Annotated in this window: 10 protein-coding genes and 1 other RNA gene; 7 read left to right on the forward strand and 4 right to left on the reverse strand. The window is 56.1% G+C overall.

Translation table 11 applies throughout. The annotated features are described in order from the left end of the window. Nucleotides 1-1619 (forward strand): nitrate reductase (locus ACYZYZ_RS02120; RefSeq protein WP_461483078.1); only part of this gene is annotated, 1619 nt, incomplete at its 5' end. A 279-nt stretch (nt 1620-1898) separates the two neighbouring features. Here the strand turns inward: ACYZYZ_RS02120 and ffs are convergent. Further along, nucleotides 1899-1995, reverse strand: an RNA gene (ffs, locus tag ACYZYZ_RS02125) — signal recognition particle sRNA small type. 159 nt (nt 1996-2154) lie between these two features. On the opposite strand from ffs, the gene ACYZYZ_RS02130 reads away from it, so the two are divergent. From ACYZYZ_RS02130 to ACYZYZ_RS02150, 5 genes are all read left to right on the forward strand, one after another. Next, on the forward strand, nt 2155-3867 hold the full coding sequence (locus ACYZYZ_RS02130; protein ID WP_461483079.1) for a peptide ABC transporter substrate-binding protein: 1713 nt from the start codon (nt 2155-2157) through the stop codon (nt 3865-3867). Continuing rightward, nucleotides 3867-4802 carry an ABC transporter permease gene (locus ACYZYZ_RS02135; RefSeq protein WP_461483080.1) on the forward strand — a complete coding sequence of 312 codons (936 nt, stop codon included), beginning with the start codon at nt 3867-3869 and terminating at the stop codon, nt 4800-4802. Before ACYZYZ_RS02130 ends, ACYZYZ_RS02135 begins: the two co-directional genes overlap by 1 nt. After that, nucleotides 4802-5692: an ABC transporter permease gene (locus tag ACYZYZ_RS02140; RefSeq protein WP_461483081.1), complete on the forward strand. Its 891-nt coding sequence runs from the start codon at nt 4802-4804 to the stop codon at nt 5690-5692. Before ACYZYZ_RS02135 ends, ACYZYZ_RS02140 begins: the two co-directional genes overlap by 1 nt. Nucleotides 5693-5804: 112 nt before the next feature. Further along, the gene (locus ACYZYZ_RS02145; RefSeq protein WP_461483082.1) at nt 5805-7025 is read left to right on the forward strand and encodes a DUF6161 domain-containing protein; all 1221 of its coding nucleotides are present in this window, start codon (nt 5805-5807) and stop codon (nt 7023-7025) included. A 20-nt stretch (nt 7026-7045) separates the two neighbouring features. Beyond that, nucleotides 7046-8671: an ABC transporter ATP-binding protein gene (locus ACYZYZ_RS02150; protein ID WP_461483083.1), complete on the forward strand. Its 1626-nt coding sequence runs from the start codon at nt 7046-7048 to the stop codon at nt 8669-8671. A 24-nt stretch (nt 8672-8695) separates the two neighbouring features. On the opposite strand, the gene ACYZYZ_RS02155 is transcribed toward ACYZYZ_RS02150, so the two are convergent. From ACYZYZ_RS02155 to ACYZYZ_RS02165, 3 genes are all read right to left on the reverse strand, one after another. Continuing rightward, entirely contained in the window at nt 8696-9415 is a 720-nt protein-coding gene (locus tag ACYZYZ_RS02155; RefSeq protein ID WP_461483084.1) for an SIMPL domain-containing protein, read from the reverse strand. 63 nt (nt 9416-9478) lie between these two features. Beyond that, nucleotides 9479-10372 (reverse strand): DMT family transporter, encoded by an 894-nt coding sequence (locus ACYZYZ_RS02160; RefSeq protein ID WP_461483085.1) that lies wholly within the window; start codon nt 10370-10372, stop codon nt 9479-9481. A gap of 33 nt (nt 10373-10405) precedes the next feature. Next, nucleotides 10406-11677, reverse strand: a complete 1272-nt coding sequence (locus tag ACYZYZ_RS02165) for an MFS transporter (RefSeq protein WP_461483086.1) — start codon at nt 11675-11677, stop codon at nt 10406-10408. A 144-nt stretch (nt 11678-11821) separates the two neighbouring features. Between ACYZYZ_RS02165 and ACYZYZ_RS02170 the strand changes: the two genes are divergently transcribed. Continuing rightward, the gene (locus ACYZYZ_RS02170; RefSeq protein ID WP_461483087.1) at nt 11822-12658 is read left to right on the forward strand and encodes a sulfurtransferase; all 837 of its coding nucleotides are present in this window, start codon (nt 11822-11824) and stop codon (nt 12656-12658) included. Nucleotides 12659-12824: the final 166 nt, after the last annotated feature.

Here is a 12824-nt window from a genome sequence, read left to right on the forward strand (position 1 = left end):
AGCTGGCGGCACACATGGATTACACGCCGGAGGCTCTAGAGACCGTCGCCGAATTCTGGCAAACCGACAATCTGAGCCAGCAGCCGGGGCTAAAAGCCGTGGATCTGTTTGATGCCGTGGCTGAAGGCAAAATCAAGGCTATCTGGATCATGGGTACCAACCCGGTGGTGAGCCTGCCCAATGCGGACAAGGTCAGGGCAGCACTGCAGGCTTGCGATACCGTCATTGTCTCGGACTGTATAGCCGAAACCGACACCACCGCCACAGCCAACATTCTGCTGCCCGCCACCAGTTGGGGCGAAAAGTCCGGCACTGTGACCAACTCGGAACGGCGAATATCACGGCAACGCTCCCTCGCAACGCCACCGGGAGAAGCCCGTCACGACTGGTGGATACTCACCCTGGTAGCGCACAAACTCGGCTTTACCCACGCCTTCGCTTATGAATCCCCCCGTGATGTATTTGTCGAGCACGCAGCTCTCAGTGGTTTCCGCAACGGGGGCAAGCGGGCCTTCGATATCAGCGCCTTGAGTACCCTCACCCAGCAACAATACGATGATCTGAAACCCGTGCAATGGCCCGTGAATGCCACCAATCCTGAGGGCACCAAGCGCCTGTTCAGTGATGGGCGCTTCGTCACGCCCAGTGGCAGAGCGCAATTTATCCCGTTGCAGCCACAGGGCCCGCGGCAGGAGCCATCCGCCACCTATCCACTGATTCTCAACACCGGTCGCATCCGCGACCAGTGGCACACCATGACCCGAACCGGACGTTCCCAACGGCTGCTCAATCACATTGATGCGCCGTTTGTACTGATCAACCCCAGCACCGCTGCTGACAACAACCTGGCCGAAGGTGACCTGGCTGAAATTTCCACCCGCTACGGCTCCATACAGGTACAGGTCACCCTGGATGAAGGCATGGCAGAACGTCAGATCTTCGTCCCCATTCACTGGAACGATCAGTACGCCAGCAGAGCCCAGGTCGACAGCCTGGTAGCACCGCTAACCGACCCGGTTTCGGGCCAGCCTGAATTCAAATACAACCCGGCTGCCATTAAAAAAGTGGAAACACCACAGTGGGCTGCGCTGATTTGCGCCGAGCCCCTGGATTGCAGCGATTTCATCTACTGGAGCATGGCCCCCGTGGCCGACGGCCAGGGCTACTGCTACCGAGTCGCCACGGCAGAAAATTTTGACTGGCAGAGCTACCTGAACCGGGTTCAGGAAAGCGACGGATGCGCCCACTACAGCGATCCGGCAATGGGAGATGAACGCTTTATCTGTTACCGGCAATCGCAATTGACCCTGGGTATTTTCACCCACAGGGATCAGAAAGCCTTGCCTTCCCCCGACTGGTTAAAAGACATCATCAACAAACCCATTGAAGGCTCACCCTGGCTACTTTTAGCAGGCCGGGACATGGCCAAGAGTGATAAGGGCAGACTGATCTGCTCCTGTTTCGAAGTGGGTGAAAAACAGATTATTCAAGCCATCGTCGATGGCGCCTGCTCGGTAAAACATCTGGGCGAACAACTGAAATGCGGCACCAACTGCGGCTCCTGTCTACCGGAACTTAACCACTTGGTAAACCAGACCCTGAAAATCGACGCCGCATAGCAGTCTGTTGAACGATGCAGAAGCCAAACAGATAGTTTTTCAATGGGCTTCGCGACAACAGGGTGAAAGAACAAGAACCTGTGGCACTTGTCGTACCCAAGTGCAACCTGGCCATGGCCGCTTCTCCCTATGGTCAGGTTGCACGAGGGTTTTTTGAACATTTCTGAATCCGCTCACGCAGCCCCGAAGAAACAAGTTTACTCGGCATAAGCACAGCCGATGCCATACGAGCGCGCGCGTATAACTCAGGGGAAAAAGGGTTGGAAATCTGGTGGCTTCCCCTGCCAGCCACACCCCGGCACACGATGTCACTGCTACCGTTGCTCCCTTCCGGGCCTGGCGGGGTTCGCAGCTGATCGTTGCGAGGGGACCAACAGGGGTCACCATAAAGAATGGCTTTAACAGCCGTGCTGGTCTAACCAGCGACGGTGGGCATTATGGTCGCTTCAATGATGCATTTCAACCGCAATCCGGGCTAGTATCAGGTGCTGTCCTTCCCTAACATAGGGAGCTTCTTTACTAAACTGGCCCGTGCATGATCGCGACTTTTAACGCCACTGTGAAAGCCTCTGTGAAAGCCTCTGTGAAAGCCACTACGAAAGCCACTGGCAAAGCAATTGGGAATGCCGTCACCCTCGCCCTGCTCTGTTGCCTGTTGTTGGCCTGCAGCGGTGGAGAAAGCAATGTCGCCACCGGCAACCGGGAGGGCATCCTGCATCTGGGCAACGGCACCGATCCCCAGGAGCTGGACCCCCATATCGTCACCGGCATCCCCGAACACAATATCCTCACCGCCCTGCTGGAAGGACTGGTCGCTAAAGACCCCGCCACACTGGAACCCATCCCCGCTGTCGCCGAACGTTGGGACGTGAGTGAGGACGGCAAAAACTACCGCTTTTACCTGCGCCACAACGCCCGCTGGTCCAATGGCGACCCGTTGACCGCCAATGACTTTGCCTGGTCCTGGTGGCGCGCCCTGCAACCGGCGCTGGGCAACCAGTACGCCTACATGCTGTTTGCCATTAAGGGCGCCGAGGCCTACTACAAGGGCGAACTGACAGACTTCGACGAGGTGGGCGTGAAAGTCATTGATGACTACACCCTGGATGTCACCCTGACCAATCCCACGCCCTATTTCCTGCAACTGCTGGATCACTACAGTTACTACCCGGTACACCGCGCCACCATCGAAAAATTTGGCGCCCCCGACGAGCGCGGCAGTCAGTGGACGCGGCCCGGCAACTTTGTCGGCAACGGCCCCTACAATCTCAGCGAATGGCGGCTGTTCAAACGGGTGGTGGTGAGCAAAAACCCCTATTATTGGGATGCCGACACCGTCAGCATCAACGCCATCCACTTCCACCCCACCGAAAACGTCACCACCGAAGAGCGCATTTTCCGCTCCGGTCAGTTGCACCGCACTGCCAGCATTCCCATCGACAAGGTGGCCACCTACCGCAAAAATCACCCGGAACTGCTCTACACCCAGGCCTATCTGGGCAACTATTTCTACCGTTTTAACACCAAGGTGCCACAACTCAGCGACAAGCGTGTGCGCCAGGCCCTGGCCATGACCATCGACCGTGATGCCATCGTCAAACAGGTCACCAAGGGCGATGAGCTGCCCGCCTACACCTTCACCCCGCCGGACACCCTCGGCTACACCGCCCCGGATGCCTTCCGCTACGACCCGGAAAAAGCCCGGCAGCTTATGGCAGAGGCTGGGTATCCCGGTGGTGAGGGCTTCCCCGTCACCGAACTGCTCTACAACACCTCCGAGGGCCATCGCAAAATCGCCGTGGCCATCCAGCAAATGTGGAACAAGGAACTGGGCATCAAGATCGTGCTCAACAATCAGGACTGGAAGGTTTACCTGAATTCCGTCGACACCGGCGACTACGCTATCGCACGGGCCGGCTGGATCGGCGACTACGTGGATCCCAACACCTTTCTCGATATGTGGCTCACCGATGGCGGCAACAACCGCACCGGCTGGTCCAACCCCCGCTACGACGAGCTGATCATCAAGCTGGCGCCCGAGGCCAGCGACCGCGAAGAACGCTATCGGTTGATGCGCGAAGCGGAAGCCCTGCTGTTAAAGGATATGCCGGTGATCCCCATTTACATCTACACCAGCAAGAGCCTGGTGCATCCAAGCCTCAAGGGCCTTAAACCCAACCTGCTGAATTACACCCTCTACAAACAACTGTCACTGGACGCCAGCGTCCCCGCCGAGGTCATGCACTGATGGGCCGCTTTATTCTCAGCCGTTTGTTACAGGCCATCCCGGTGCTGCTGGTGGTGATTACCGCCACCTTCTTTCTGGTGCGCACCGCCCCCGGTGGTCCGTTCAGTGCCGAAAAGGCTGTGCCGCCGGAAGTGGTGAAAGCACTGGAGGCCCGCTACAAGCTGGACCAGCCCATGTGGCAGCAATACCTCAGCTACCTGGACGACCTGGTGCACGGGGAGTTTGGCCCCTCGTTCCGCTATCCCGGCCGCTCCGTCAATGAATTGATTCTCGGCGGCCTGCCCACCACCGCCGAACTGGCTTTCTACGCCATGCTGGTGGCGATCTTCATCGGTGTCTGCGCCGGGGTGATGGCAGCGCTAAAGCCCAACACGCCACAGGACTACATCCCCATGTCCGCCGCCATGCTCGGTATCTGTATGCCGTCATTTCTGATGGGGCCGTTATTGGTACTGATCTTTGGCATCTGGTTTGAGTGGCTGCCGGTCTCCGGCTGGGGCGACCTGCCTGGCGACAAAATTCTGCCCGCCATCACCCTCGGCACCGGCTACGCGGCTTATATTGCCCGCCTCAGTCGCGGCGGCATGCTTGAAGTGATGTCACAGGACTACATTCGCACCGCCCGCGCCAAGGGACTGCCGGAATGGGTGGTGGTGCTGAAACACGGCCTGCGCGGTGGACTGATTCCGGTGGTAGCGTTTCTCGGCCCCGCCTTTGCCGGGCTGTTGAGCGGTTCCTTCGTGGTGGAAACCATTTTCCAGATTCCCGGCCTCGGTCGCTTTTACGTGCAGGCAGCGTTTAACCGCGACTACACCATGATTCTAGGCACCACGGTGTTCTTCGCCGCCCTGATTGTGCTGTTTAACCTGCTGTCAGACATCATTGCGGTATGGATCAACCCGAAACTTCGCCACCAGTTGCGGGAGGGACGCTAATGACCGACGCAACGGTGATTACCGACCTGAATGAAGCCGAGGAAGGCACCTCCCTGTGGAAAGATGCCTGGATACGACTGCGCAAGAACCACCTGGCGCTGTTCGGCCTCGGTGTGATGCTGTTTCTCTGCACCATCGCCCTGCTGACCCCCTGGATCGCCCCCTACGGCTACGAGACCCAGAACCTGCAACTGGGCGCGTCGCCGCCCTCCTGGGAGCATTGGCTCGGCACCGACATCTTTGGCCGCGACATGCTCACCCGCATCATGTATGGCAGCCGGGTATCGCTGGCGGTGGGCTTTATCGCCACCGGTGTGGCGCTGCTGATCGGCGTGCTCTACGGCACCGTGGCGGGCTACGCCGGCGGCCGGGTGGACGCGGTGATGATGCGTCTCGTCGACATTCTCTACGCCCTGCCCTTTATGATCTTTATCGTGCTGCTGATGGTGGTGTTCGGCCGCAATATCCTGCTGCTGTTCCTCGCCATCGGCGCGGTGGAATGGCTGACCATGGCGCGCATTGTGCGCGGCCAGGTGCAGTCCCTGCGCCGCCAGGAATTTATCGAGGCCGCCATCTCTCTGGGGCTGTCCCGCTGGACCATTATCCGCCGCCACCTGATCCCCAACACCTTGGGGCCGGTGATCGTCTACACCACCCTCACCATACCCAGCGTGATGCTGCTGGAAGCCTTCCTCAGCTTCCTGGGGCTTGGCATCCAGCCGCCCCAGAGTTCCTGGGGGCTGCTGATTTCCTACGGGGTAGAGACCATGGAGGAATACCCCTGGCTGTTAATCTTCCCGGGGCTCGCGCTGTCCATCACATTATTTGCCCTGAATTTTCTCGGCGATGGTCTGCGTGATGCCCTGGACCCGAGGGCTTCGAAGGATTGAGCAGTGATAACAAAAGTATTATTCAATTATCAATGAGTTACAAATGAAAGTCCGGTATTTCTTTACAAAGTGTATGTGAGAAAAGATAGCCGCTCTGCCACGGAGAGAATGAGTGTACAGAAAAATAAATATTCAGTTTAGCGACATCACTAATAAGTCCTTTAAATTCGAAGGATTACGTGAGCTTGTAAAATTCCTTAAATCTGAAGTCGAGTTCTGGAAAGAACAACGTACCTCTGTTGGTGACAAGAGAAGGCAAATCCATGGTGCGCTAGCTTTTTATTCTACTTTTGAAGGCGCAATCAACACTATAGAAAGCTGGTCTACAGAAATAGAAAGTTGGGATGACAGCCAGCTAATGCAACAGATTGCCAACCTTAATCAACGCTCTCTTTCTCATGCGAGTTCGAGTTGGCTTTGGAGTAGTCACCCTTTTGTCCAACCCTTTATTGAGTGCCATAGAGAATATGATATCGCTGCTGCCGAAGCCTTTCTTAATTACGTTATAAAAAAGCAGACTGGCAACCTAAATACGTATTCCACCTTTCTCGGCGCCATGCTTGGTTACGAATTTGTAAACCAAGATTCTGACCTTGTTAAACGGAGAAATGGAGAAAAACGTTCACTATGGCACCTCCGAAACCAACTTGAAGAAACTACCAAAAACCTTACTGGCGAAGTAGAAAAGTTCAAAGATAGCTTTAACTCATGGGAAATAGAAAGTCGTGAAGGCTGGTCTGATTGGCTGAATCAGTCAGAGAAAGAACATGATACCCAGCAAGCAGAACATAAAGATGAATTTATTGCTTTTATGGATGGTTGCAGAACCCGTATCTCTGACCTTGAAAACACATATCAGGAAAAACTCCGACTTGAAAAGCCAGCAAAATATTGGAAAGACGCGGCAAGAAAATTTGGTATTCAAGGTGGTCTGTGGTCTCTTACCCTTCTAGCATCAGTACTATTGGGTATTGTCTATTTCTCTGACTTTTTCGCTGACTGGTTAACAGGACAACACCTATCTATTCAGATTAATACGGTCCAAGGTATCGTGATCTTTGGAACTGTATTAGCTATCTATGCTTTTATGGTGAAAACTCTATCAAGGCTGACATTTAGCTCATTTCATCTAATGAGAGATGCAGAAGAGCGAGAACAACTAACATATTTGTACCTATCATTGATTAATGATAAAAAAATTGATGAAAGCTCTCGTGACATTGTGCTCCAAGCGTTATTTAGCAGAAGTGAAACAGGGTTACTTGTTGCAGAATCAGGGCCCACTATGCCGGGTGCAGGTGAGATCATGAAGGCTTTTACCAAGCTAAAATGAGCAAATAAAAGTTCTAGAAAATGGCACTACTGACCGTTACTGACCTAACCACCCACTTCCATACCCGCGCCGGGGTGGTGAAGGCCGTGGACGGTGTCAGTTTTTCCGTGGGCCAGGGTGAGACCCTGGCCATTGTTGGCGAGTCCGGTTCCGGCAAATCGGTGGCCTGTTACAGCCTGCTGAAGCTGATTCCCCAGCCGCCCGGCAAGATCGAATCGGGTACGGCGCTGTTCGATGGGCGCGACCTGCTGAGCCTCAGCGAGAAACAACTGCGCAAGGTACGCGGCAACGATATCGCCATTATCTTCCAGGACCCGATGACCTCCCTGAACCCCTACCTCACCGTGGGGGAACAGTTGATCGAGCCCCTGCTCTACCACCGGGATATGGACCGCAAAAAAGCATTGCAGCGCGCGGTGGAAATCCTCGGCGAGGTGGGCATTGTCGATCCGGAGAAGCGCATCGACAGTTACCCCCACGAATTTTCCGGCGGCATGCGCCAGCGGGTGATGATCGCCATGGCGCTAATCGCCGAGCCGAAACTGCTGATCTGCGACGAGCCCACCACGGCGCTGGATGTCACCATTCAGGCGCAGATTCTGAAACTGATTCGCGAGTTACAACAGCGCCGCAATATCGCGGTGATTTTCATCACCCACGATCTGGCGGTGGTGGCGGATATCGCCGACAGCGTGGCGGTGATGAAGGAAGGCAGGATTGTCGAACAGGGCTCGGTGGATGCCATCTTCAATCACACCCAACACGATTACACCAAAAAACTGCTGGCCTCCATTCCCAAGGGCGCCAAGCCCATCCCCGCCCGTATTGAAAACCAACCACTGCTCAGTATTCATGGCCTCACCACCACCTTCCGGGATCACAGCGGCGGTTTCTGGCAAAAAGAACCAAAGCTGGTGCGGGCGGTGGATGATGTGTCGCTGGAGATACAACACGGGGAAATTCTCGGGCTGGTGGGGGAATCCGGCTCCGGCAAGTCCACCCTGGGGCGCTCCATTCTGGGACTGGTGCCCACCTCCGGTGGCAGCGTGGTGTTTGACGGCGTTGACCTGACGAAATTATCTGCCAAGCAGATGACGCCCATGCGCCGCCGCATGCAGATGATCTTCCAGGACCCCTACGCCTCCCTGAATCCACGTATGACGGTATTCGATACCCTAGCGGAACCGCTGCTCTACCACAAACTTACCACTCGCAAGACGGTGACGAAAGAAGTGCTGGCACTGATGGACGACGTGGGGCTGGCACGGGCATCAATCCGCAAATATCCCCACGAATTTTCCGGCGGCCAGCGCCAGCGCATCGCCGTAGGCCGAGCCATCGCCACCAAGCCGGAACTGGTGATTGCCGACGAGCCGGTATCAGCCCTGGACGTGACCATTCAGGCGCAGATACTGAAACTGATTCTGGAGTTAGTGGACAAGCACAACCTGACCATGCTGTTTATTTCCCACGACCTGTCGGTGGTGCGCTATATGTCAGATCGCATCGCCGTAATGCACCACGGCAAGCTGGTGGAAACCGGGGAAACCGAACCCCTGTTCGCCCAGCCCCACCACGACTACACCCGTCGCCTGCTCAGTGCGATTCCTCTATTAGATGGACCGACACCGGCACCGGCCAACTGACCCCATCGACATTCGATTTGCCTGTCAGTCGGCCAGGTAATATTCAACTGTTGAAACCACCCGCACCTTCATGCGGTGTGGGTTGTTGGCATCCCGGGGGCTGATACTGAACTGCCCCTGTGAAGCGCGCTTGATCTTACCCAGACGGCTCTCGGAATCCTCGGCAAATTTCTCCGCCACCTCACGGGCCTTGCGGGTCGCCTCCTCAATCATGTCCGGCTTGACCTCGTTGAGGCGGGTAAACAGGTATTGGGGCTGGCTCTGGTAGCTGTTGCCGGTGAGGACGATGCCCTGTTTGCCCAGTTGCGACAGGGAACCCATCACCCCGCGTACCTCGTCCACCCGAGGGGAATACACGGTGACGGTCTGCTGGGCGGTATAGCGAAACTGGGCGCGCACACCGTTATCGAAATCCCGGGCAGACTTGTCGGTAATGGCAGGCATGGAGGTGGAAATTTCATCGGCACTCAAACCCTGGGCCAGCAGGAACTGGCGTATCTTATCCGTGCCCTGGTCAATGCTGCCGTAGAGTTCTTCCAGGTTATTACTCGCCACCGCGAACTGGATAGGCCAGATCACCACGTTGGCGGGGTATTCCCGCTCCGAGAGGCCCTTCACATTCACCGTGCGCTCATATTCCTTGAAGCGGATGGCGGCATCCGCCAGTTGGTGTCCCAGCAGCGCCAGACCCAGTAGAATTCCCAGACTGAGAATGAGTGAGTTCATGCCGTTCTTACCCGACATCAGCAATCTCCTTTTCGATGTAAACGTGGCAGCAATGTTGAGACAGCAAAACCGCGGATTCGATCAATGGCTATCTTTATCCCGCTCTTTATCGCGAACGACAGCCAGCAACTCGCGCTGGTATCGGGGTCGGTAGACATTGATGAGGTTGCCCCCCAGCATCAACAGGGCTCCCGCCAGCAGCGCCATTTCAAACGGTTCCTGGTAAAACACAATGCCCACCAGGCCGATCAACGGCAGGCGCAGAAAATCCAGTGTGACCACAATTCCCGCTTCAGCGCGTTTCATGGCATTGGTAATGCAGAAGTGCGCGCTCAGGGCCGTGACACCGACAATCACCAGCCAGAACCACAGCCGCGGTTCTTCGGGCAACTGCCAGTGGGGCAGCGCCAGCACCAGGCTGACCGGCATCTGCACCAGGCACATATAAAACAACACGGTGAGAGGATCTTCGGTATGAGCCAGGGACTTGGTGCCCACATAGGCACAGGAAAAGCTCAGCGCCGCCGCCAGCACGATAAGTGACGCAGGCTCGAGGATTTCCACACCGGGCCTGAGAATGACCAGCACGCCAGCCACGCCCAGTGCGATTGCCAGGGATTTTCGAATCGTGAGTCGCTCCCCAAGACAGAGCGCGGCAATCAGGGCAACCCAGAACGGTACGGTGAATTCCAGGGCAAACACCTCCGCCAGCGGCAACAGGCCAATACCCACAAACCAGCCGTACTGACCGCCGAAGTGAAACAGGTTGCGAATAATGTGCATGCCGGGCCGGGAGGTAGCGAACAGCGAACGACCACCTACCCTGGCAATCAGCGCCGAGATGATCAGCAGGCCAATCACACTGCGAATAAACAGCGTCTGGAAGGTGTTGATCTCCCCAGACAGCTCACGGGCACCCACCGCCATCAGCGACAGGGACAGCAATGCACCGAGCATCCACAGCACTACACCCATGATATCCCCTTAAAAAAAGCCACCGGACCCGGCTTATTCTGTTCGTGCCGAGTCTGGTGCCTCGGATGAGACCGTCTCGTCCTGTATATGCTCGTCCGGGTGCATTTCCAGTGCCGTGGGCGTGGTGCGAACCATGGCCACAAACTGGGTCGGATTTTCGGCCTCGTCTACCACTTTTACCGCCAGTTTGCGCCAGGTAAACAGCGCCAACGCCAGCAACATGGTGAAAAAATACAATGGCAGCGCCTGTGGGCCCAGCATCTCCATGAGAAAGCCCGCCAATGCAGGACCAATAGCGGCACCGGTACCATGTATTAATAACAGTGTGCTGCCGCCCGGCAGAATTTCATCCCCTTCCAGGTGATCTACAAGGTGAGCAACTGCCACGGGATAAATGGCAAAGGCCAATCCGCCAAACAGTAGCCCCGCCACCAGCAGCCAGCCACCGGCAAAGGACATGGCCGCTAACAGCATCGCAGCAACGGCGCCCGCCGCACTGATCGCCAGTAATACCTTACGCCGATCATGACTGTCAGAATAACGCCCAAATGGATACTGGAAGACCGCACCACCCAGAATGGCTACCGTGATGAAGGTTGCCACACCCGTACTGTCCAGGCCCACGCGACTGGCAAACACGGCACTCAAGCCCCAGAACGCTCCCATCGCCAGGCCAGAAAAAATGCCCCCAGCCACCGCGACCGGCGCTAGTTGCCAGAGACGGGAAAGTTTCATGCGCGCAACATTGTTCACCTCTGGCTGAAGCATGCGTGTCCAGGTGACGGACGCCACGCTGGTACTGATAAAAATGGCCGCTAACGCGAACAACAGGAACGAATCCGCACCGGCCAGCCTCAGAAACTGCTGGGTAGCGGCCAGCGCCACCAGGTTAACGATCATATACACGGCAAACACTTTGCCCCGCTGGGCAGCAGCGGTCTGGCCATTGAGCCAGCTCTCCACCACTGTGTAGAGAATCACCAGTGTTGTACCAGTTGCCACCCGCAGCAAAAACCACATGACCGGGTGGATATAGACCAGATGCAATAACGCAAAACAGGAGGTAAACGCCGCACAGAATGCAAAGGCGCGAATGTGGCCGATGCGCTTGATTAGGGGCAGCGCCAAAAAGGTACCCACGATAAAACCGACAAAATAGCCGGACATGATCAAGCCCATCACGCTATCGCTGTAGCCTTCCAGCCCACCGCGCAACGCCAGCAGGGTATTCAACAGGCCGGTACCAAGCAGCAGCAGACCAATACCGATTAACAGGGCACAAATAGGAACGATCAATGTCAGCATGAAAAATCCGTTAAAACACTCGAGAAAACACAGGGTATGGATGGCAGGCGTAACTTGCAAATTTCTGTGCGGGATAAATCACCTGTCACAGAAGACTGTTATATTTCCCCTATTGAGTGCTACCGGGATTTCCAGGAGTAAGGCATGACATACCCCCTTCTTAAGGCAGAAGATCTACAACCTCTACTTGAATCCGGGTCCGCGGTCATTTTTGATTGCCGGTTTTCTCTGGCGGATTTTACCCAGGGCAGGAACCAGTACCTGCAGGGCCATATTCCCGGTGCCTACCACCTTGATATGGAATCTGACCTTTCTGGCTCCAAGGGGAGCTACGGGGGTCGTCACCCGCTGCCTAACCCGGTGCTGTTCACTACCCGAATGCGTGAGTGTGGCGTTAATACCGATACACTGGTGATTGCCTATGACGATAACCGCATGGCGGGAGCATCACGCCTTTGGTGGCTGATGAATTATTTTGGTCACAGCAGTGTTCAGGTGCTTAACGGTGGCATCAAGGCATGGGTTCAGCAAGGCGGAAATCTCAACACCGATATTCCTGAGACACAGCACGGCAATTTTTCCGCTTCGCCCAACCCGGCCATGGTAGCGGAAATGGAAAAGCTGAAACGAAATGGCGGCAGGCTGACACTGATAGATGCACGGGAAAAAGCCCGCTACCTGGGCCAGGAAGAACCCATTGATCCGGTCGCCGGACATATTCCCGGGGCAATCAATATGCCGTGGCAGAGCCTCACCAGCGACCAGGGCCGTTTTCTCGCCCCGGAACAGCAACAGCAACAGTGGGCAACCCTCGGCCCGCTTGACAGCCCGGTGGTTTACTGTGGCTCCGGGGTCACCGCCTGTGTGGATTTGTTGTCCCTAACACTGACGGGGGTGCCCGATGCCCGCCTTTACAGCGGCAGCTGGAGCGACTGGTGCAGTTACCCGGATAACCCTGTTGCCACCGGACTGATTGCCTGATGGGAGTCACTTTCCTGGTCTTAGCGATCACGGGCTGTATGGCCTGGTTTATCAGTACCGTGGCCGCCGGTGGTGCTGCTCTACTGATGATTCCGGTGCTTACCTGGCTGGTGGGTCCACAAGTGGTTGCTCCTGCCATCAGTGTCGGCGCCTTTGTCGCCAACCC

This window comes from Porticoccus sp. (assembly GCA_023261185.1).
Classification (GTDB): domain Bacteria; phylum Pseudomonadota; class Gammaproteobacteria; order Pseudomonadales; family Porticoccaceae; genus Porticoccus; species Porticoccus litoralis.

Coding starts and splice junctions, on each gene's coding strand:
- ACYZYZ_RS02155 (WP_461483084.1), bottom strand. CDS start 9,415: ATGTCGGGTAAGAACGGCATGAACTCACTCATTCTCAGTCTGGGAATT.
- ACYZYZ_RS02160 (WP_461483085.1), bottom strand. CDS start 10,372: ATGGGTGTAGTGCTGTGGATGCTCGGTGCATTGCTGTCCCTGTCGCTG.
- ACYZYZ_RS02135 (WP_461483080.1), top strand. CDS start 3,867: ATGGGCCGCTTTATTCTCAGCCGTTTGTTACAGGCCATCCCGGTGCTG.
- ACYZYZ_RS02140 (WP_461483081.1), top strand. CDS start 4,802: ATGACCGACGCAACGGTGATTACCGACCTGAATGAAGCCGAGGAAGGC.
- ACYZYZ_RS02130 (WP_461483079.1), top strand. CDS start 2,155: ATGATCGCGACTTTTAACGCCACTGTGAAAGCCTCTGTGAAAGCCTCT.
- ACYZYZ_RS02165 (WP_461483086.1), bottom strand. CDS start 11,677: ATGCTGACATTGATCGTTCCTATTTGTGCCCTGTTAATCGGTATTGGT.
- ACYZYZ_RS02170 (WP_461483087.1), top strand. CDS start 11,822: ATGACATACCCCCTTCTTAAGGCAGAAGATCTACAACCTCTACTTGAA.
- ACYZYZ_RS02150 (WP_461483083.1), top strand. CDS start 7,046: ATGGCACTACTGACCGTTACTGACCTAACCACCCACTTCCATACCCGC.